A 21,597-nucleotide genomic window follows, 5' to 3' on the forward strand; every position below is an offset into this window, starting at 1 on the left:
CTTCTAAAGCGGGGCATCCAGTAGGAAAGGCGCGCGGCTGATTTGCCGTGACCTTCGCCAGATGCCGCCCTTTCCGGCGGCGAGGTCAGGGAACAGAGCATGAGACTGCCGCGCGAGATCGGACCCATCCACTTCGTCGGGATCGGCGGGATCGGCATGAGCGGCATCGCCGAGGTGCTGCTCAATCTCGGCTATTCCGTGCAGGGTTCGGACGCTTCCGACAATTACAATCTCGACCGCCTGCGCAAGAACGGTGCGAGGGTCTCGGTCGGCCACAAGGCGGAGAACGTCGACGGCGCCGAGGTCGTCGTGGTCTCCACCGCGATCAAGCGCGACAATCCGGAACTGACGGCGGCGCGCGAACGGCGCATTCCGGTGGTGCGCCGCGCCGAGATGCTGGCCGAGCTGATGCGGCTGAAGAGTTGCGTCGCCATCGCCGGCACCCACGGCAAGACCACCACGACCACGATGGTCGCGACGCTGCTCGACGCCGGCGGCCTCGATCCCACCGTGATCAATGGCGGCATCATCAATGCCTATGGCTCCAACGCGCGTCTGGGTGCGGGCGACTGGATGGTGGTCGAAGCCGACGAGAGCGACGGCACGTTCCTGAAGCTGCCGACCGAGGTCGCGATCGTCACCAATGTCGATCCCGAGCATCTCGATCACTTCAAGACCTTCGAGGCGGTGCAGGACGCCTTCCGCCATTTCGTCGAGAACCTGCCATTCTATGGCTTCGCCGTGATGTGCATCGATCATCCCGTGGTGCAGACTCTCGTCGGCAAGATCGAGGATCGGCGCATCATCACCTATGGCGAGAATCCGCAGGCCGATGTGCGCTTCGTCGACCTGACGCCGATGGGTGGCGGATCGAAGTTCAAGGTTGCGTTCCGCGATCGCAAGACGGGCGCCGTGCACGAGATCGCCGATCTCATGCTGCCGATGCCGGGACGCCACAATGCCTCCAACGCGACCGCGGCGATTGCGGTCGCGCGCGAGCTCGGCGTCTCGGACGAGGCGATCCGCAAGGCGATCGCCGGCTTCGGCGGCGTCAAGCGCCGCTTCACCAAGACCGGCGAATGGAACGGCGTCACCGTCATCGACGATTACGGCCATCATCCGGTCGAGATTGCGGCGGTGCTGAAGGCGGCGCGGGAATCCACCAACGGCAAGATCGTTGCCGTCGTGCAGCCGCATCGCTATACCCGCCTGCAGTCGCTGTTCGAGGAATTCTGCACCTGTTTCAACGATGCGGATGCGGTGATCGTCGCTGAGGTCTATGCCGCAGGCGAGACGCCGATCGAGGGCATCGACCGCGACCATTTCGCCGCGGGCCTGCGCGCCCACGGCCACCGCGAGGTGATCCCGCTGCCGGCGGCGTCCGATCTCGCCGGCATCGTCAAGGGCGTGGCGAAGTCGGGCGATCTCGTCGTGTGCCTTGGCGCCGGCAACATCACGCAATGGGCGTATGCCTTGCCGGATGAGTTGAAGGCGCTGGGGTAGGGCAGTGGGCTTCCCCGACATCACACCCGACCTCAAAGCCGCGATGCCGGATCTTCGTGGCCGGCTGCTGGCGAACCAGTCGCTGGCCGAGCTCACCTGGTTTCGCGTCGGCGGTCCCGCGCAGGTGCTGTTCACGCCGGCGGACGAGGACGATCTCGCCTACTTCCTCGCGCATCTCGCAAGCGACATTCCCGTCTATGTCGTCGGCGTCGGCTCCAACCTGATCGTGCGCGACGGCGGCATGGCGGGCGTGGTGATCCGGCTGGCGCCGCGCGCATTCGGCGAGGCGAGCGCCAGTGGTGATACCGTCACCGCCGGCGCGGCCGCGCTCGACAAGCGCGTCGCGGAAGTCGCCGCGTCGGCCAATATCGGCGGGCTCGAATTCTACTTCGGCATTCCCGGCACGATCGGCGGCGCGCTGCGCATGAATGCGGGCGCCAATGGCGGCGAGACCAAGGACGTGTTGATCGAGGCGCGAGGTGTCGGGCGCGACGGCACGAAGCACGTGTTCTCCAATGCCGACATGAAATTCGTCTACCGTAACAGCGGCGTCGATCCCTCCATCATCTTCACCTCCGCGCATTTCCGGGGCGAGATGGGGGATGCCGACACGATCCGTGCGCGCATGGCGGAAGTGCAAACCCATCGCGAGACCGCGCAGCCGATCCGGGAAAAGACCGGCGGCTCGACCTTCAAGAATCCGCCCGGCCATTCCGCCTGGAAGCTGGTCGATGCCGCCGGCTGCCGCGGCCTGCGCGTCGGCGGTGCGGAAGTCTCCGAGATGCACTGCAATTTCCTGATCAACACGGGCAATGCCACCGCGCACGACATCGAGACGCTGGGCGAGACCGTACGTGAACGGGTGAAGACGAATTCCGGAATTGAGCTACACTGGGAAATCAAGCGGATCGGAATTCCCGGCTAATTTGGACAAGCGACGAGAGAACATGCGCATCACCATCCTCTTCGGCGGCTCCAACCGCGAACGTCTGGTTTCGGTCGCGTCAGCCCAGGCGCTGCATCAGGCGCTGCCAGAGGCCGATCTCTGGTGGTGGGACGTCGAGGACAAGGTGCATGTCGTGCAGTCCAAACAGCTGCTCGAACATGCCCGCCCGTTCGAGGACGAGTTCAAGCCGGGCACGTCGGGCATCCCGCTGGCGCAGGCGCTCGACCAAGCGAGGGCGGAGAACCGCGTGCTGGTGCTCGGCCTGCACGGCGGGCGTGCCGAGAACGGCGAATTGCAGGTGATGTGCGAAGCGCGCGGCGTGCCGTTTACCGGATCGGGCTCGGCCTCCTCGCATCTTGCGTTCGACAAGATAGCGGCCAAGCATTTCGCCGCGCTTGGCGGCGTGACGCCGCCGGCCAACGTTGCGCTGGACCAGATCGATGAGGCCTTCGCCGAATACGGCCGGCTGATCGCAAAGCCCGCGAGGGATGGCTCGAGCTACGGCCTGATCTTCGTCAATGCCAAGCAGGATCTCGTCGCCGTCCGCAATGCCGCCAAGCACGAAGAGTACGTGATCGAGCCCTACATCGCCGGCGTCGAGGCGACCTGCGGCGTGCTGGAGCGGCCGGACGGCTCGATCATCTCGCTGCCGCCGATCGAGATCATTCCGGGCGAGGGCAGTTTCGACTACGCGGCGAAATATCTTTTGAAGTCGACCCAGGAGATATGTCCCGGCCGTTTCGCACCCGAAATCACCGCCGCGCTGAAGCAGCAGGCGATGCTGGCGCACCGGGCGATGTCCTGTACCGGCTATTCCCGTTCGGACTTCATCGTCTCGGACAAGGGGCTTGTCTATCTCGAAACCAACACGCTGCCCGGCCTGACCAAGTCCTCGCTCTACCCCAAGGCGCTGAAGGCCGAGGGCATCGAGTTCGTCGACTTCCTGCGCGGCCTGGTCGAGCTCGCCGCGGCCGGTGTGCGAAAATAATTAGGACTGGTTAACGGCCGAACTGGCGAAACGGGCGGTTTTGGAACCCAAAACCGGTAAAATGCCGGACATTGCGGCATAAATGCCTCACAGGCCTGGGCAAAAAGCTCATGTCGTTAACGAACTTTACCTTTTGTTTACCAGGACGTCCGAAGGTTAACGCTGGCGGCGCATATGACGCTTTGGCTGCCGGCGCGTGGACCGTTGCGGGTGTTGTCACCTTCAGCGAACGCTCTGAAGGGGAGAGGTTTTCTTCTGCTGAAGACCAGCACCCGGCCCGGTAAGTCCGAGACGTCATGTTCGCCAGGACCCGCGCGATGTCGCGGTCAAACTGTTGACGAGCTCGTGCAATGGATGGAGCAGGAAGCCTCACTCGGTCGCTTTTTAGATCGCTGAGGCCCCAAGCTGACCTGAAGGCGGCCGCTATCGGAGCGGTCGTGCTTCTGCGCGAGTGGGTGCAGGACAAGCGCCAGGAAAAGCTTGACGACGCGCGTGCTGCCGCCAAGGAAAAGACCCGGGCTAAAGCCATTATCGAGCGCGAGCCGCCGCCGCGGTTGGTCGCGCTGGTCGAGCGCTATCTGCCGCGCCGGGTCGGGATCAGCATGACGGTGCTGCTCCTGATCGGAAGCTGCGGCTTCGGTATCGTCAAGGGCGGCCATCTCCAGGATTTCATCACGGCGGTCAACGACACCCGCAACGCGCTGGCGAATTCCGCCGGCTTCCGCATCACCTCCGTCGTGATCAACGGCCGCAAGCAGCTCAGCCAGGACGAGATCCTCGCGATCGGCGGCGTCAGCGGCCGGTCCTCGCTGCTGTTCCTCGACGCCGACGCCGTGCGCGACAAGCTCAAGGCCAATCCCTGGATCGCGGATGCGACCGTGCTGAAGCTGTATCCGGGCCAGCTCATGATCGAGCTCACCGAGCGCAAGGCGTTCGCGCTGTGGCAGGAGGCCGGCCGGCTCTCCGTCATCGCCGATGACGGCGCCGTGCTCGAACCCTATGTCTCGCGCCGGTTCCTGTCGCTGCCGCTCGTGGTCGGCAAGGGCGCCGATACGCAGGCTCGCGATTTCCTCGCTCTGCTGGCACGCTATCCGCAGGTCAATTCGATCACCAAGGCCGCGATCTTCGTCGGTGAGCGGCGATGGAACCTGAGGCTCAAGGACGGCCTCGACATCCGCCTGCCCGAGCAGGACGTCGGCAACGCGCTTGCGATGCTGTCCAGGCTCGACAAGGAGGACAGGCTGTTCTCCCGCGACATCGTCGCGGTCGACCTGCGCCTGCCCGATCGGCTGGTGGTGCAGCTGTCCGAGGACGCCGCCAAGGCGCGCGACGATTTGTTCAAGGACAAGAAGAAGAAAAAGGCCGGGGACGCTGCATGACCGGTCTTGATCGCACCCAGACACCGAAGACACGCCCGATGCCGCACAAGCGCGGCGGCCTCGTCGCCTGCCTCGACATCGGCACCAGCAAGATCGCCTGCATGATCGCGCGGCTGAAGCCGTCGGCGCCGAGCGAAGCCCTGCGCGATCGGACCCATGCGGTGGAGCTGATCGGCTACAGCCAGATCCAGTCGCGCGGCATGAAGGCCGGCGCCGTGATCGATCTCGGCGAATGCGAGCAGGCGGTGCGACAGGCCGTCGGGCTTGCGGAGAAAATGGCCAAGGTGCGGGTCGAGTCCGTGCTGCTGTCGGTCTCCGGCGGCCGGCTCTCCGGTCAGCTGGTCGAAGCTGCGGCCGACATCCGCGGCGGCGCGGTGACGCCGGCCGATGTCAGCCGCGTCACCTCCACCGGCATGCGCCACGCCACCGGCGAAGGCCGCACCGTTCTGCACGCGCTGCCGGTCGGCTACACGCTCGACGGCGTCAAGGGCATCCGCGATCCCCGCGGCATGGTCGCGCATCAGTTCGGCATCGACATGAACGTCGTCACCTGCGACGCCACCGTGGCGCGGAACCTGATGCTGGCGGTGGAGCGCTGCCACATCAACGTCGAAGCCATGGCGGCAAGCCCCTATGTGGCCGGCCTGTCGGTGCTGACCGACGACGAGGCCGATCTCGGCGCCGCCGTCGTCGAGATGGGCGCGGGCACCACCACGATCGCCGTCTTTTCCGGCGGCCGCTTCGTGCATGCCGCGGGTTTTGCGGTCGGCGGGCAACACATCACGATGGATCTGGCGCGCGGACTCTCCGCGACCATTGCCGATGCCGAGCGAATCAAGACGTTATACGGGACCGTCATCACCGGCGGATCGGACTCGCGTGAGCTGATGTCTGTACCGACAGCCGGTGACGAGCAGGATCTGCCGCAGATCGTCTCCCGCGCTACCATCGCCAACATCGTCAAGCATCGTGCCGAGGAAGTCTTCGAAATGGTTCGGGACAAGCTGAAGGATTCGCCCTTCGCCTCGGAGCCCAACGGCCGCGTCGTGCTTTCGGGCGGGGCCTCGCAGCTCACCGGTCTCGTTGAGCTCGGAACGCAGATTCTCGGTCGGCCCGTGCGGATCGGACGTCCGCTCGGTTTCGGCCGGCTGCCCAACGAGGCAAAGAACGCCGCCTTCGCGGTGCCGGCCGGACTGCTCGTCTACCCGCAATATGTTCACCACGAACATGTCGAACCGCGGCATACGCGGCAGCAGGTCAGGACGGGGACCGGCGGGTATTTCGGAAAGGTCGGACGATGGCTACGCGAGGGCTTCTGATGACTCCTTCCCGCAATATTCGATTTTCACCAACTCCCGCGGCCGCCGGCCGGGGCGAACCCACGCGCGCGTGATCGAGAGGCAAACATGACCATCAGCATCAATGTTCCTGATATTCACGAACTGAAGCCCCGCATCACCGTGTTCGGCGTCGGCGGCGCCGGTGGTAACGCCGTCAACAACATGATCACGGCGGGCCTCCAGGGCGTCGACTTCGTGGTCGCCAACACCGACGCGCAGGCGCTGACGATGTCGAAGGCGCAGCGCATCGTGCAAATGGGCACGGCCGCCACGCAAGGGTTGGGCGCGGGTTCGCAGCCGGTCGTCGGCGCTGCGGCGGCCGAAGAAGTCATGGACGAGCTCCGCGACCATCTCTCGGGCGCCAACATGGTGTTCGTCACCGCCGGCATGGGCGGCGGCACCGGCACCGGTGCAGCTCCCGTGATCGCCAAGATCGCGCGCGAGATGGGCATCCTTACCGTCGGCGTCGTGACCAAGCCCTTCCACTTCGAGGGCGGCCGCCGCATGCGCACCGCGGAAGCGGGCATCAACGAGCTGCACAAGGTCGTCGATACGCTGCTGATCATCCCGAACCAGAACCTGTTCCGGGTCGCCAACGAGAAGACCACCTTCGCCGACGCCTTCGCGATGGCCGACCAGGTGCTCTATTCGGGCGTTGCCTGCATCACCGACCTGATGGTCAAGGAAGGCCTCATCAATCTCGACTTCGCCGACGTGAGAGCGGTGATGAAGGAAATGGGCAAGGCGATGATGGGCACGGGCGAAGCCTCCGGCGACAAGCGCGCGCTGACCGCCGCTGAAGCCGCGATCGCCAACCCGCTGATCGACGATAGCTCGATGAAGGGCGCCAAGGGCCTCCTGATCTCCATCACCGGTGGCAAGGATCTCACCTTGTTCGAGGTCGACGAAGCTGCGACCCGCATCCGCGAGGAAGTCGACCAGGACGCCAACATCATCGTCGGCGCCACCTTCGACGAAGCCCTCGACGGCCTGATCCGCGTCTCGGTCGTCGCCACCGGCATCGAACAGGCCGCGATCGCGCGCAACAGCCAGGCCACCAGCGCTCCCGTCGCGAACCCTGCACCGCAGGCGCAGCAGGCTCCCGCTGCTCCGGCCGCGGCCGCCGAGAGCCGTCTTGCCGATCTGACCGCGCGGCTGCGCGCCGACAATCAGCGCATGGCCGAGCGCGCCCAGAAGTTCGAAGCGCAGATCCCGGCGGCCGGATCGGGCCAGTTTGCTGCCGCTCCCACGGCTCAGCGTCCGAACGTCGAGCGCGCTGCGCTCGCCGCCATCGCCGCCGCCGTTGCGGACGTTCCGCAGGCCCCCGCGCCGATGCAGACCTATGGCGACGTCACCGTGCGCCCGATCGCGCAGAAGCCCACGCTGTTCCCGGAGCCCGAGCAGGCGCCGATGGCCATGCATGAGCCGATGACGCCGGAAACCTTCATCCCGCCGCAGGCCGAGCGTGCGCCGGTCCGCACGCCGCGGATGCCGCGTATCGAGGAACTTCCGATGCCGGCCCAGGCCGAGCTTCGTCAGGCCCGCGGCGAGGTCGAGGAAGAGACCCCGCAGAAGACCCGCCTGTCGCTGCTGCAGCGCCTCGCCAATGTCGGCCTCGGCCGTCGTGACGAGGAGAGCGAGGCGCCGATCGCGGCCCGCACCGCCGGTCCCGCGATGCCGCCGCTGCCCGATCGCCGCCCCCAGAAGACCGTGGCGCAGCAAATCGCTTCCACCGAGCCGGTGTCCGAGTATGCCCGTCGTCCCGCGCCGCAGGGCTTGGACATGCATGGCCGTCCCGCGCCTGTTGCCCCGGCGCCACAGGGAGATGACCATCTTGATATCCCGGCCTTCCTGCGGCGGCAGGCGACCTGAGGATTGTTACAATAAGGCAGACGAAAAAAGGTCCCGGCGGGAAGCTTGCCGGGACCTTTTCTTTTGCTCCGTGCATATCCGGATTGCGTGGCCAAGCAACTGATTTTAAATCATTAATTACGTATTCGATGGTTCAGTAAAACTGCCGAAAACGGTCCCAAACTCCGGTCTAATTTGGTTAAGCCTTGGCGCGAATACGGCGGGTTTGGGGTAACAATCGGTAAAAAAGCGTGAGTTGGCGCTGTTTGAGGCAGTGACTATGGTTTGCCGTGACTTGGGGATACGGATTCGGATCGAGCGGTCTAGGCCACTCAGTCAGGTTCAGTATAAGTCGCGATGGTCGTAGTGGGGCGGTTCCTGATGAAATTTAGCCGGCAAACAACGCTTCGTGCGCAAGCCAGTGTGGCAGGCGTCGGCGTTCATTCCGGTCTTCCCGTCACGCTCACGCTTGGACCCGCGCCTGTCGACGCGGGCTTCGTTTTTGTTCGTACCGGGCTTGAGGGAAGCGACCGCGAGGTCCAGGCCACCGCCGAGCAGGTGATCGCGACCGATTTCGCCACCGTCCTCGGTGATCGCAATGGCCCGCTGGTTTCCACCGCCGAGCATGTGCTTGCTGCGCTGCGGGGCATGGGTGTCGACAACGCCATCATCGAGATCGACGGGCCGGAAGTGCCGATCATGGACGGCAGCGCGGCAGCCTTCGTTGCGGCGATCGACCAGGCCGGCATCGTGACCCAGCCGGCACAGCGCCGCTTGATCCAGGTTTTGAAGCCGATCTCGGTCAAGATCGGCGACTCCTTCGGCGAGATCAGGCCCTATGCCGACGGGTTCCGCGCCGAGGTCGAGATCGACTTCACCAATCCTGTCATCGGCCAGCAGAGCTACGCCTTCGACCTCAACCCGGAGCGTTTCCGCCGCGAAGTCGGCCGGGCCCGGACTTTCGGTCTGATGTGCGACGTCGCGCGGCTCTGGAGCGCCGGCTATGCGCTCGGCGCCTCGTTCGACAACACCGTCGTGTTCGACGAGGAGCGGCTGCTCAACACCGAAGGCCTGCGCTACGCCGACGAATGCGCCCGCCACAAGGTGCTGGACGTGATCGGCGACCTCGCTTTGGCCGGTCTGCCGCTGCTCGGTGCCTACCGCTCGGTACGTGGCGGCCACAAGCTCAACCACGCCGTCCTGACCGCGCTGCTCGCCGACCGCACCGCCTGGCGGGTGGTCGAGGGCGAAGCAGCCCGCCGCACCACGCGTCCCGTGGTCGAAACCGGTCGCGGCATCGTCGGTGGCCGAATCGCCGCCGTCTACGGGCCCGACGTTTCCTGAAGAGAGACGTTTCCTTAGAGAGAGACGGGTCCTGAAGAGACCCGTTGCCATGGGTGTTTGGCGGCGGCTTTCCCCGGGAAACTCCTGGTAACGATGATCGGCTAGGATTGCGGCGCGTTCGCCTTAATCCGGGCGGAATGCCTGCCTATCCGGTTGGTTGAAGATCGTTTTTCGGTTACACCGGCGTGGTCGCACGGCAGGCACCACGGCTATATTTCGCGCCCAGGACGGGGTTCATGGGCTGGCGGACACCGCACCACAGGGCGTCAGGGCAATATTCATGTCGGCACAGCGTATGACGCGCGGATATCTTCAGGTCTTTTCTCGAGAAGTCTCGTCTCGAGCCCGTGGGCTGCTTCAGGTTGTCGCCCTCTTCGTGCTCGCGCTGCCGCTGGCCGGCTGCGGCACCGGTGCGCTTTGGGACAAGTTCACCGCCAAGGACGACACCTTCGTCGAGGAGCCCGCCGACAAGATCTACAATGAGGGCCTGTACCTCATGAACGAGAAGAAGGACATGAAGGCGGCGAACAAGAAGTTCGAAGAGGTCGACCGCCAACATCCTTATTCCGACTGGGCCCGCAAATCATTGCTGATGTCGGCCTACGCGTCCTACCAGGGCGGCGATTACGACAGCTGCATCGGCGCGGCCACCCGCTACGTCACGCTGCATCCCGGCAGCCCGGACGCGGCCTACGCGCAATATCTGATTGCCGCCTCGCATTACGACCAGATTCCGGACATCAGCCGCGACCAGACCCGCACCGAGAAGGCGATCGCCTCGCTGGAAGAGGTGGTGCGCAAATATCCGACGTCCGAATATGCGACCTCGGCCAAGGCCAAGATCGAAGGTGCGCGCGACCAGCTCGCCGGCAAGGAAATGAACGTCGGCCGCTATTACGCGCAGAAGCGCGACTACACGGCGGCGATCAACCGCTACAAGGCCGTGGTGACGCAATATCAGACCACCCGCCATGTCGAGGAGGCGCTGTACCGCCTGACCGAGGCCTATATGGCGATCGGCATCGTCGGTGAGGCCCAGACGGCCGCCGCCGTGCTCGGGCACAATTTTCCTGACAGTCGCTGGTACAAGGACGCCTATAATCTTGTAAAATCAGGCGGTCTCGAACCGAGCGAGAATCAGGGGTCCTGGATTAGCAAGACCTTCAAGAAAATGGGTCTCGGCTAGGAAATAGAATTCCATGCTGGCGCGTCTGTCGATCCGTGACATCGTCCTGATCGAACGGCTCGATATCGAATTCGCACCGGGCCTCGCGGTTTTGACCGGCGAGACCGGTGCGGGCAAATCCATCCTGCTCGATGCCTTTGCGTTGGCGCTCGGCGGCCGCGGCGATGCCGGCCTCGTGCGCCACGGCGCGGAGCAGGGGCAGGTCACCGCCGTATTCGATATCCCCAAAAATCACCCCGCAGCGAAGATCCTCGCTGAGAACGGGCTGGAGGATACCGGCGAGATGATCCTCCGCCGGGTCCAGCTCGCCGACGGCCGCACCCGCGCCTTCATCAACGACCAGGCGATCAGCGTGCAGACGCTGAAGGCGGTCGGTGCTGCCTTGGTCGAGATCCACGGCCAGCACGACGAGCGCGCGCTTGTCGATGCCGCCACCCACCGCCGCCTGCTCGACGCCTTCGCCGGGCTCGAAAAGGACGTCTCGGCGATCGAAGCGCTCTGGGACGCACGCCGCACCGCCAACACGGCGCTGGAGGAGCATCGCGCCGGCATGGAGCGCGCTGCGCGCGAAGCCGATTACCTCCGCCACGCCTCCGACGAATTGAAGCAGCTCGCGCCCAGGGATGGCGAGGAGACCTCGCTGGCGTCCCGTCGGACCACCATGATGCAGGGCGAGAAGATCGCCTCCGACCTGCGCGAGGCGCAGGAGGCGGTCGGTGGCCACCATTCGCCGGTTGCTGCACTCGCGGCCGCCGTGCGCCGGCTGGAGCGTCGCGGCGTCAATTCGCCGGCACTGGTCGAGCCCGCGGTGAAGGCGATCGACATCGCGATCAACGCGCTGGAGGAGGCCGACCAGCATCTCCAGGCGGCGCTTGCCGCGACCGATTTTGATCCCTCGGAGCTCGAACGCATCGAGGAGCGGCTGTTCGCGTTGCGCGCGGCCTCGCGCAAATATTCGACGCCAGTCGACGGGCTCGCCGCGCTGGCCGCAAAATACGCCGCCGATGTCGTTCTGATCGATGCCGGCGCCTCACGGCTGAAGAAACTGGAGCAGGCCGCGGTCGAAGCCGATGCGCGCTATGCCGCCGCCGCCGAGAAGCTGTCGATGGCGCGGCAGAAATCGGCGGAGAAGCTCAACAAGGCCGTCAATGCCGAGCTCGCGCCGCTCAAGCTCGAGCGCGCAAAGTTCATGACCCAGGTGGAGACTGACGAGGCGGCTCCAGGCCCGCAAGGCTTCGACCGCGTCGAGTTCTGGGTGCAGACCAACCCGGGCACCAAGCCGGGTCCGCTGATGAAGGTCGCCTCCGGTGGCGAGCTGTCGCGCTTCCTGCTGGCGCTGAAGGTGGTGCTGTCCGACCGCGGCTCGGCGCCGACCCTGGTCTTCGACGAGATCGACACCGGCGTCGGCGGCGCGGTCGCGGACGCCATCGGCGGACGGCTGGCCCGGCTCGCCGGCAAGGTCCAGGTGATGGCCGTAACCCACGCCCCGCAGGTCGCCGCCCGTGCCGACCAGCATCTGCTGATCTCCAAGGACGCATTGGACAAGGGCAAGCGCGTCGCCACCCGCGTCAATGCGCTCGCCGCCGACCACCGCCGCGAGGAGATCGCGCGCATGCTCGCCGGCGCCGAGATCACCGCCGAGGCGAGGGCTGCCGCAGACCGGCTGCTCAAGGCGGCGACGGCTTGATTTCGTTTCCCGGGCGCGCGCAAGCGCGAGCCGGGACCCAGAATGCCGCCCCGATGGGCCCCGGCTCCGCAGCGCACCGCTAAAGTGCGCTGCGCTGCGTCCGGGGCGCGAGACTTCAACCAGCCTTTACCCTCCCGCCCGCTCCATCGTATCCAAGCACCATGGCCAGAGCAGCAAAATCGAAACCAACACCGCTTCGCGACGTCGCCGACCTCACCAAGGCGCAGGCCAAGGTCGACCACACGCGGCTCGCGCTCGAGATCGAGGGGCATAACGAACGCTACTACCAGGACGACGCGCCCACCGTCACCGATGCCGAGTACGACGCGCTGCGCGAACGCTTCAACGCGATCGAGAAGCGATTTCCGGAGTTCGTCAGCGCGGACTCGCCGTCGCAGAAAGTCGGCGCTGCGCCGTCAGGCCGCTTCAAGAAGGTGCGGCATTCGGTCCCCATGCTGTCGCTCGACAACGCCTTTGCGGAAGAGGATCTGCGCGACTTCGTCGGCCGCATCGTGCGCTTCCTGAAGCTCGACGACGACAGGATCGATTTTTCCGCCGAGCCGAAGATCGACGGCCTCTCGATGTCGTTGCGCTATGAGGGTGGTGAACTCGTCACCGCGGCGACTCGCGGCGACGGCGCGGTCGGCGAGGACGTCACCGCCAACATCCGCACGCTCGAAGACGTGCCGCAGAAGCTTAAGGGACGCAACGTCCCCGACATCTGCGAGGTGCGCGGCGAGGTCTACATGACCAAGAAGGCCTTCCTCGCGCTCAACGAGCGGCAGAAGGCGGAAGGCAGCACCATCTTCGCCAATCCGCGCAACTCGGCCGCGGGCTCGCTCCGGCAGAAGGATCCGACCATCACGGCCTCGCGCCCCCTCGGCTTCTTCGCCTATGCCTGGGGCGAGATGAGCGCGATGCCGGACGGCACGCAGCGCGGCATGATCGGTTGGTTCGAGCGCTGCGGCTTCAAGACCAACCCGCTGACGAAGCTCTGTCACTCCGTCGAGGAGCTGCTGGCGTTTCATCATGCGATCGAGGAGCAGCGCGCAAAGCTCGACTATGACATCGACGGCGTCGTCTACAAGGTCGATCGCATCGACTGGCAGGAACGGCTCGGCTTCGTCTCGCGCACGCCGCGCTGGGCAATCGCGCACAAATTCCCCGCCGAGCGCGCCATGACGGTGTTGCGCGACATCGAGATCCAGGTCGGCCGCACCGGCTCGTTCACGCCGGTGGGCAAGCTCGAACCGGTCGGCGTCGGCGGCGTGATCGTGCAGAACGTCACGTTGCACAACGAGGACTACATCAAGGGCATCGGCAACAAGGGCGAGGTGCTGCGCGAGGGCCGCGACATCAGGATCGGCGACACCGTCGTGATCCAGCGCGCCGGCGACGTCATCCCGCAGGTGGTCGACGTCGTCCTCGATAAGCGGCCGAAGGCCGCCAGGGAATTCCAGTTTCCGAAAAAGTGCCCGTGCCCGTTGCACACCGACGTCACGCGCGAGGAGACGGCGGCGGGCGAAGAGGGCTCGCGCGCTCGCTGCACCGGCGAGTTCGCCTGTCCCTATCAGAAGATCGAGCATTTGAAGCTGTTCGTGTCGCGCCGCGCCTTCGACATCGACGGTCTTGGCGAGAAGCAGCTGCAGTACTTCTTCGACGAGGGTTTTGTGAAGGAGCCTGCCGACATCTTCACGCTGGAAAAGCGTAACGCAAAACTCAAGCTCGAGGACATCGAGGGTTATGGCGCGACCTCGGTGCGCAATCTGTTCAGCGCGATCGAGAGCCGTCGGAAGATTGCGCTGGAGCGCTTTATCTACGCGCTCGGCATGCGTCATATCGGCGAGACCACGGGGCTGGCGCTGGCACGCGGCTACGGCTCCTGGGACGCATTCCACGATGCCAGCCTCAGGGTCGCCAAGGGCGACGAGGAGGCGATGGCCGAGATGGATGCGCTCGACCAGATCGGCGAGACCGTGATCAAGAGCATCGCGGATTATTTCGGCGAGAGCCATAATCGCGGCATCGTCGAGCGGCTGACCAAGGAGGTCGAGATCATCGACGCCGAGAAGCCGAAGAGCAACTCCGCCGTCGCCGGCAAGACCGTGGTGTTCACGGGCTCGCTGGAGAAGATGACGCGCGACGAGGCCAAGGCCACCGCCGAGCGGTTGGGCGCAAAGGTGTCCGGATCGGTGTCCAAGAAAACCGATCTCGTCGTCGCCGGCCCCGGCGCGGGTTCGAAGCTCGCGGAAGCCAACAAGCATGGCGTCAAGGTGCTGACCGAGGACGAGTGGTTGGCGCTGATCGGGGAGTGAGGAGGGCGCGCTGACGCGTCTTGCTCCGCCGTCATTCCCTGCGAAGGCGGGGAATCCAACATTCCAGAGACCGTGCGAGGATACGGAAAAGCCGCGGCGTACTGGATCCCCCGCTTTCGCGGGGGGATGACACCGAGGTCGTGGCGACCGCCACCCCTCACATCATCCCGCTCTCTTCCTCTTCCGCCTGCCCGATCAGCGTCTCGCTCACCATAATCTCGCGGCGGGGTACGACGAAGATCATCGTGCAGGCGCAGAGCAGGGAGATCGCCAGCACCGCGGCGGTGAGCGGCAGCGTGGTCGTGGAATGGCCGCCGAGATAGGCGCCGAATTGCGACATCAGCGCGCCGATGCCCTGCTGGAGGAAGCCCATTGCACCTGAGGCGGTGCCGGCGGCCTCGGGACGGATGCTGATCGCGCCGGCGGCCGAGTTCGCCATCACGAAGGCATTGCCGACCATCACGATCATCTGCGTGCCGAACAGCCAGGCCGGCGCCTCGTTCCAGCCGGTGAAGCTCCAGAGCAGGTTCAACAGGCTCCCGCAAAGCTGCAGCGCGAGGCCGAACCAGATCAACTTCTCCAGCGAATGCCGGGGCGCGAAGCGCACGCAGAGCAGATTACCGACGAGATACGCAAAACCCGTCGTCGCGAACCACGCGCCGTATTCGGCGCTGGTCCTGCCCATCTGCGTCACCACGATATACGGGCCGCCGCCGGCAAAGGTGAAGATGATCTGCGAGGCCAGCACCTGGCACATCACGTAGCCGACGAAGGCGCGGTTGCGGATCAGGATGCCGACATCGCCGCGAAAGCCGCTGCCGGCGGCGCGATCTCGGCGTGTCTCGGGCAGTGCGAATGCGATACCGACGGCGACAATGATCGCTGCGATGGTGATGGCGTAGAAGATCGCGCGCCAGCCGAACGCGGTTTCGATCAGGCCGCCGGTGAGCGGGGAGACCATCTGCCCGATCATCAGCGCCGCGACGACGAGGCTGATCATCGAGGCGACGCGATCGCGCTGGTAGATGTCGCGGATGATGGCGCGGCTCACCACCATGCCGGCGGCGCCGCCCAGCGCCTGGAAGAAGCGCGCGGCGATCAGCTGCGGCAGCGTTTCCGCGAAGATGCAGGCGACGCTGGCGACGACCATCAGCGCCAGGCCTCCGAGCAGCACCGGGCGCCGCCCGAAACGATCCGACAGCGGTCCCATGATGAGTTGCGACAGCGCGATGCCGACCATGTAGAGCGACACCGTCATCTGCGCGACCGAGATGTCGCTGCCAAAGGTCGTCGCCAGCACCGGCAGCGCCGGAACCAGCATGTAAAGCGAGATCGGCGCGATGCCGGTCATGACGACGAGCAGCAGCAACACCACGCGCGAGGTCGCGAGGTTCTTCGCCGTTTCCGGCGGCTTGCTGATCATGCCGTGCATGCGTGTCCGTCTCGTAGAAATTCGAGTCGGACTGTAGCGTGCTCACACAAGACGCATATCGGCGTTTTGGAATGCGGCTATACGGATTCCGGGACGGTGATAATGGCGGCGCGATGATGAATTGGGCGCGTTGCTCGCGTCAAAAACTCGGTGTCATCGCCCGGCTTGACCGGGCGATCCAGTACGCCGCGGCTTTTCCGCATGCTTTGCTGTTTCTGGAATACTGGATTCCCCGGCTTCGCGGGGAATGACAGCGGGGTGGAAATGAGCCTTGCGCAAATCGCGTGGTGCTATGCATCGAGCCCGTGAATGGCGAACTTACACCTTCAGCTCTGCCGTGGCCTGATCTAGCCAGGCCTTCGTCGTCTCGTCCAGCGCCGGCCGCACCTCGGCCCTGACGCGCGCGTGGTAGGCGTTGAGCCAGTCGAGCTCGTCCTTGCCCAGCATGCCGACATCGATCAGCCGGCGGTCGATCGGTGCCAGGGTCAGCGTCTCGAACGCGTTCATCGATTTTTCCGCGCCCTTGATGTCGGCTGCGACCACCAGTTCGAGGTTCTCGATGCGGATGCCGAAACCGTCGGTCTTGTAGTAGCCGGGCTCGTTGGACAGGATCATGCCGCGCTTCAGCGGCGTGGTGCCGAGCTTCGATATCCGCGCCGGTCCTTCGTGCACCGAGAGGTAGCTGCCGACGCCGTGGCCGGTGCCATGCTCGAAATCGACGCCGGCGGCCCAGAGATATTGCCGTGCGAGCGTGTCGAGCTGCGCGCCGGTGGCGCCGTCGGGAAAGATCGCCCGCGCAATCGCGATGTGGCCGCGCAGCACACGCGTGAAGCGGTCGCGCATCTCGTCGGTCGGCTCGCCCACGGCCATGGTGCGGGTCACGTCGGTGGTGCCGTCTTCGTATTGCGCACCTGAATCGATCAGCAGCAGATCGCCGGGCACGATCCGCCGGTTGCTCTTGCGGGTCACGCGGTAGTGCACGATGGCGCCATTCGGGCCCGTGCCCGATATGGTCGGGAACGACACGTCCTTCAGCGCGCCGGTGTCGCGGCGGAACGTCTCCAGCGCTTCGACCGCGTCGATCTCGGTGAGCTTGCCGCTTGCCGCCTCGCGATCGATGAAGGCGAGGAAGCGCGCCAGCGCCACGGCGTCGCGCCGGTGCGCTGTTTGCGTGCCCTTGATCTCGGTCGTGTTCTTGACCGCCTTGAGCAGCGCGATCGGATCGCTGCCGCGCACCGGCTTGCCGCCGGCACCCGTGATCAGCCGGCTGAGGGCGTCGGCCGCGGTCGCATTGTCGAGCGCGATCGATCCGCCGCTCTTGGCGAGCGCCATCAGCGTCGGCGCCATCGCATCGGGCTCGCGCACGTCGGCGGCCTGCTCGAGATGGTCGCGGGTCAGATTGGAGAGCTTGCGGTGATCGATGAAGATGGTGGGACGACCTTCCTTCGGCACCAGCGCATAGGACAGCGGCAGCGGCGTATGCGCGACGTCGGCGCCGCGGATGTTAAAAGTCCAGGCCACGGCATGGCTGTCGGACAGCACCAACGCATCGACGCCGAGCTTGCCGATCTCGCTCCTGATCTGCGTCAGCTTCTCGGCTTCAGTCACGCCGGCATGTTGCATCCCGTGCACCGTGACCGGCGCAATGGGCGGCTGTGGCCGGTCTTGCCAGATCGCATCGACCGGATTGCTGTCGACGGCGACCAGCTCGGCACCGGCCTTGGTGCAGGCGGCGGACAAACGCTCGGCTGCCGCAAAAGTGTGCAGCCACGGATCAAATCCGAGGCGGTCGCCGGCCTTCAGGTGTGCCGAGATCCAGCTTTCCGGCGGGGGATCGATCAGGGATTCCACGGCCCAGGCCCTTGAATCGACCTGCTTGGCCGCCTGGATCGTGTAGCGGCCATCGACGAACACTGCGGCCTCGTGCGTCAGCACCACCGCCAGTCCCGCCGAGCCCGTAAAACCGGTCAGCCAGGCCAGGCGCTCTTCCGACGGCGGCACGTATTCATTCTGCTGCTGATCGGCGCGTGGAATCACGAAACCGGTCAGCTTGCGGCGGGCGAGTTCTTCACGGAGCGCGGCTAGCCGGGCCGTCAACGCGACGCCGGCCTCGGGCTCCTCGAATGTCTGGAAGTGCGCTTCGAACATGGTGGATCACTTTAGGATCATGCGGATCAGTCCGCAATGTAGACGCATTTGAGGTCGCATCTGGCATGGACTGTGCTTGAATAAGTTCCATTCGAATTGAGTGGAGTACAGGATGCGGCACTTGCGCTACGTCCAGATAACAGGAAAATTCGAGCAAGTTGTTCATCTCAACGACGAGGGGACACTCGATGCCAGCGTTCACGTTTGAGAAGATTACGCCGCCGGTGCGCCGCGTCCCGACTGCGCCAACACCGAAGAAACCGCGCGGCCTCATCAACCAGATGATCGACCGTTTCGCCGAACGCCGCGCGAGGCGCGCCTCGCAGGCCGAGCGCGCGATGCGCCGGGACGAGAAGGCGGCAAAGTAGCGGCATCTACGGCAGCACCCGTACTCACCCCATCTTCCGCAGCAACAGGCTGCTCCACCCCTCGATCCGCAAGTGCTTCAGAGGCACGAGGCCGCGCGCGCGGTAGGCGGCGATCACGGCGGGGACCTGATGCGTCAACAGGCCGGAGAGGATGACGCGCCCGCCGGTCGCGAGGTGCCGCGTCATCGGGCCCGCCAATTGCCGTAACGGATTGGCAAGGATGTTGGCCAGCACCAGGTCGAACGGACCGCATCTGCCAAAGTCGGCCGCAGCGAAGCCGGTGGCGCGGATCACTCGCACATGGTGACCGACCTCGTTCAACAAGGCGTTCTCGGCTGCCACCTTGACCGAGGCCGGGTCGATGTCAGAGGCCAGCACCGCGCGATGCAGCGCTTTCGCAGCCGCTATCCCCAGCACGCCGGTCCCGGTGCCGAGGTCGAGCACGCGACGGGGCCGGGTGCTTTTCAGGACATGGTCAAGCAGGAGTAAACAGCCGCGTGTGGTGCCGTGATGGCCGGTGCCGAAGGCGAGAGCCGCCTCGATCTCGATGGTGAGCTTGTTCGGCGCCACGCGATCGCGGTCATGGCTGCCGTGGACGACGAAACGCCCGGCCGGCACCGGGACCAGATCTTCCAGGCTCGACTTGACCCAGTCCCTGGCCTCGACGGTGTCGAACGCCAGCGTGTCCGCGATCTCATTTCCTGCTGAGGTTGCAACCATTTCGCGCAGCCACGCCCGGTCCGGCTCGTTCGCGAAATGCAGCGCGACGTCCCATTGTCCGTTCGGCTGCTCGAAGGCGGCGACCGCCGCATCGTCCTCGAAAAACACTTCGGTGAGGACGTCGACAAGGCGCTTGGCGGCGATCTCGCTGCCGATCGAAAAACTGGCGCGATGGGTGGAGGGCTGCATTCTCAGGGTTCCGTCCGGTTCAATTTTTGGAACTTTTGTTCCCAATTTTTCTCATAACTTGCATTAACCAGGTTAACCCGACCGCAGGTTGTACCCCGTAGATATGCGGGTGTTGGGCAGCCAACACAGCTTGAAATGGAATAGGAGGCGAGACTTGAAGCGCATGATTTTGAAGTTCTGGACCGACGATTCAGGTGCAACCGCAATCGAGTACGGCCTGATCGCAGCCGGTATCGCGCTGGCGATCATCACCGTGGTGAACGGCCTGGGCACCACGATGAACGAGAAGTTCACCTCGATTAGCAGCTCCTTGAAGTAATTTCCGCTCCCATTTCCTGGCGGGGCCATTTCTCCATACGACTGCTTTCGACCAGCGCCCGTCGGGGGAATTGCCCCTGGCGGGCGGAGTCGTTTTTGGGGATGGTTTTCACAGAATGCCCACAGGCTGTCCGCTGGTTTTTCCGGCCTGTGTCCGCGGATTATCCCGCGCTCATCCCCGGATTTTCCACCGACTTGTACCAGGCATGGAGGGGCGTAACCCACCGCCTTTCCACAGGTCTCCATCAGGCCTCCACAGCCAATCCACAGGCTTATCCACGGCTTCCGAACAGCGACCGGTGATCCCTCAGGATCGCCTGCGCGGCGTTGTGGCCGGGGGCACCGGTGACGCCGCCACCGGGATGGGCGCCGGAGCCGCAGTGATAGAGGCCCTTCACGGGCCCGCGATAATCGGCATGGCCCAGCATCGGCCGGGCCGAGAACAACTGGTTCAGCGTCAGCGCGCCGTGGAAGATGTCGCCGCCGAGCAGGCCGAACTGCCGTTCAAGATCGAGCGGTGACAGGATCTGGCGGCCGAGCACGCTCGTCGCAAAACCCGGCGCGTATTTGTCCACAGTCGCGATCATGAGGTCGGCGACCTCGTCGCGATGGTCGTCCCACGACTTTCCATCTGGAAGCTCCGGCGCGACATGCTGGCAGAACAGGCTCGCGACATGTTGTCCTGCGGGCGCGAGCGTATCGTCGAGCGTCGATGGGATCAGCATTTCCACGACGGGCTCTCGGCTCCAGCCGTGCGCCCGGGCATCGAGGAAGGCGCGGTCCATGTAGCCGAGGTCAGGGGCCAGGATAGTGCCGGAGGTGAGATGATCGCCGTCGCCTGGCAGCGCCGTGAAGGAGGGCAGGCGGTCCAGCGCTACGTTCATGCGGAAGGTGCCGGAGCCGTTCTTCCAGTGCCGGATGCGGGCGAGGAAGTTTTGGGGAAGGGCATCGGCGGCGACCAGCCGCGTATACAGCAGCTTCGGATTCACGTTGGATGCGACATATTTCGCGCGGATGGTCGTGCCGTTCTCCAGCGCCACGCCGACCGCGCGGTCGCGCTCGACGATGACCTCGCGCACGCCCGCATCGGTGTCGATCACGACGCCGCGGTCGCGTGCGGCGCGTGCCATGGCCTGCGTGATCGCGCCCATGCCGCCGATGGCGTGACCCCAGACGCCTTTCTTGCCGTTCACCTCGCCGAAGGCGTGATGCAGCATCACATAGGCCGAGCCCGCTGCGTAGGGGCTGGCATAATTGCCGACGATGGCATCGAAGCCGAACAGCGCCTTGACCAGATCATGCTCGAAACGTTCGTCCAGCATCTCGCCGGCCGAGCGGGTGAAGAGATCGAGCAGGCTGCGGCTCTGCTCCAGCGACAGCCCTCGCAGGATGTTGGCGCTCTGGAATGCGTTGACGGCCTCGCGGATCGAGGCCGTGCCGAAACCATCGAGCAGGTTCGGCGGCGCGCGCAGCACGAATTGCCGGAGCACGTCGGCGATATCTTCCAGCTCGCGCGAAAACCCGTCGAGCGCGTTTGCGTCATGCGCGCTCAGCCGTGCGACTGACGCCTGCGTTCGCCCCTCGCCGGTGAGGAGATAGCTGCCGTCGGGGGCGGGCAGAAAATTCTGCGCGCGCCGTTCGACGATGCGCAGGCCCTGTTCGGCCAGCTTCAAGTCGCGGATCACCTGCGGGTTGAGCAGGCTCACGGTGTAGGCCGCGACCGAATTGCGGAAACCCGGATGAAACTCCTCCGTGACCGCGGCCCCGCCGACCACCTTGCGGCGCTCGACCACGCGCACGCGCAAGCCGGCCATCGCGAGATAGGCCGCGCAGGTGAGGCCGTTATGGCCAGCGCCGATGATGATGACGTCGGTATCGAGCAT

16 protein-coding genes are annotated in these 21,597 nt (G+C 65.2%); 12 read left to right on the forward strand and 4 right to left on the reverse strand.

All coding sequences use genetic code 11. The features are described from left to right. Positions 1 to 99 precede the first annotated feature (99 nt). The 10 genes from murC to ligA all read left to right on the forward strand — a co-directional run bounded on the left by murC (position 100) and on the right by ligA (position 14,539). The gene (murC, locus tag C7G41_RS26890; RefSeq protein WP_106945347.1) at positions 100 to 1,503 is read left to right on the forward strand and encodes a UDP-N-acetylmuramate--L-alanine ligase; all 1,404 of its coding nucleotides are present in this window, start codon (positions 100 to 102) and stop codon (positions 1,501 to 1,503) included. Between the two features lie 4 nt (positions 1,504 to 1,507). Beyond that, positions 1,508 to 2,428: a UDP-N-acetylmuramate dehydrogenase gene (gene murB, locus C7G41_RS26895; protein WP_106945348.1), complete on the forward strand. Its 921-nt coding sequence runs from the start codon at positions 1,508 to 1,510 to the stop codon at positions 2,426 to 2,428. Between the two features lie 22 nt (positions 2,429 to 2,450). Next, positions 2,451 to 3,437 (forward strand): D-alanine--D-alanine ligase, encoded by a 987-nt coding sequence (locus C7G41_RS26900; protein WP_106945349.1) that lies wholly within the window; start codon positions 2,451 to 2,453, stop codon positions 3,435 to 3,437. 350 nt (positions 3,438 to 3,787) lie between these two features. Continuing rightward, complete coding sequence (locus C7G41_RS26905; protein WP_106945350.1) at positions 3,788 to 4,816, forward strand: cell division protein FtsQ/DivIB; 1,029 nt, start codon at positions 3,788 to 3,790, stop codon at positions 4,814 to 4,816. Next, positions 4,813 to 6,135, forward strand: coding sequence for a cell division protein FtsA (gene ftsA / locus C7G41_RS26910; protein ID WP_106945351.1), 1,323 nt, complete (start codon positions 4,813 to 4,815; stop codon positions 6,133 to 6,135). Before C7G41_RS26905 ends, ftsA begins: the two co-directional genes overlap by 4 nt. An 87-nt stretch (positions 6,136 to 6,222) precedes the next feature. Further along, positions 6,223 to 8,028, forward strand: coding sequence for a cell division protein FtsZ (gene ftsZ, locus C7G41_RS26915; protein ID WP_106945352.1), 1,806 nt, complete (start codon positions 6,223 to 6,225; stop codon positions 8,026 to 8,028). A gap of 360 nt (positions 8,029 to 8,388) precedes the next feature. Next, positions 8,389 to 9,351 (forward strand): UDP-3-O-acyl-N-acetylglucosamine deacetylase, encoded by a 963-nt coding sequence (gene lpxC, locus C7G41_RS26920; protein ID WP_106945353.1) that lies wholly within the window; start codon positions 8,389 to 8,391, stop codon positions 9,349 to 9,351. Positions 9,352 to 9,631: 280 nt separating this feature from the next. Continuing rightward, positions 9,632 to 10,537: an outer membrane protein assembly factor BamD gene (locus tag C7G41_RS26925; RefSeq protein WP_106945354.1), complete on the forward strand. Its 906-nt coding sequence runs from the start codon at positions 9,632 to 9,634 to the stop codon at positions 10,535 to 10,537. A gap of 13 nt (positions 10,538 to 10,550) precedes the next feature. Next, the gene (gene recN, locus C7G41_RS26930) at positions 10,551 to 12,224 is read left to right on the forward strand and encodes a DNA repair protein RecN (RefSeq protein ID WP_106945355.1); all 1,674 of its coding nucleotides are present in this window, start codon (positions 10,551 to 10,553) and stop codon (positions 12,222 to 12,224) included. Between the two features lie 161 nt (positions 12,225 to 12,385). Continuing rightward, the gene (gene ligA, locus C7G41_RS26935) at positions 12,386 to 14,539 is read left to right on the forward strand and encodes an NAD-dependent DNA ligase LigA (protein ID WP_106945356.1); all 2,154 of its coding nucleotides are present in this window, start codon (positions 12,386 to 12,388) and stop codon (positions 14,537 to 14,539) included. 157 nt (positions 14,540 to 14,696) lie between these two features. On the opposite strand, the gene C7G41_RS26940 is transcribed toward ligA, so the two are convergent. Together C7G41_RS26940 and C7G41_RS26945 are read right to left on the reverse strand one after the other, a co-directional pair. Further along, complete coding sequence (locus C7G41_RS26940) at positions 14,697 to 15,971, reverse strand: multidrug effflux MFS transporter (protein ID WP_106945357.1); 1,275 nt, start codon at positions 15,969 to 15,971, stop codon at positions 14,697 to 14,699. A 318-nt stretch (positions 15,972 to 16,289) separates the two neighbouring features. Then, on the reverse strand, positions 16,290 to 18,119 hold the full coding sequence (locus C7G41_RS26945; RefSeq protein WP_106945358.1) for an aminopeptidase P family protein: 1,830 nt from the start codon (positions 18,117 to 18,119) through the stop codon (positions 16,290 to 16,292). 188 nt (positions 18,120 to 18,307) lie between these two features. Between C7G41_RS26945 and C7G41_RS26950 the strand changes: the two genes are divergently transcribed. Then, positions 18,308 to 18,487, forward strand: coding sequence for a hypothetical protein (locus C7G41_RS26950; RefSeq protein WP_106945359.1), 180 nt, complete (start codon positions 18,308 to 18,310; stop codon positions 18,485 to 18,487). A gap of 24 nt (positions 18,488 to 18,511) precedes the next feature. On the opposite strand, the gene C7G41_RS26955 is transcribed toward C7G41_RS26950, so the two are convergent. Beyond that, complete coding sequence (locus tag C7G41_RS26955; protein ID WP_106945360.1) at positions 18,512 to 19,396, reverse strand: 50S ribosomal protein L11 methyltransferase; 885 nt, start codon at positions 19,394 to 19,396, stop codon at positions 18,512 to 18,514. Between the two features lie 163 nt (positions 19,397 to 19,559). On the opposite strand from C7G41_RS26955, the gene C7G41_RS26960 reads away from it, so the two are divergent. Beyond that, positions 19,560 to 19,715 (forward strand): Flp family type IVb pilin, encoded by a 156-nt coding sequence (locus C7G41_RS26960; protein ID WP_085349137.1) that lies wholly within the window; start codon positions 19,560 to 19,562, stop codon positions 19,713 to 19,715. 271 nt (positions 19,716 to 19,986) lie between these two features. On the opposite strand, the gene C7G41_RS26965 is transcribed toward C7G41_RS26960, so the two are convergent. After that, positions 19,987 to 21,597, reverse strand: coding sequence for an NAD(P)/FAD-dependent oxidoreductase (locus C7G41_RS26965; RefSeq protein ID WP_106945361.1), 1,611 nt, complete (start codon positions 21,595 to 21,597; stop codon positions 19,987 to 19,989).

It is taken from the genome of Bradyrhizobium sp. MOS002, assembly GCF_003020115.1.
In the GTDB taxonomy this organism is placed as follows: domain Bacteria; phylum Pseudomonadota; class Alphaproteobacteria; order Rhizobiales; family Xanthobacteraceae; genus Bradyrhizobium.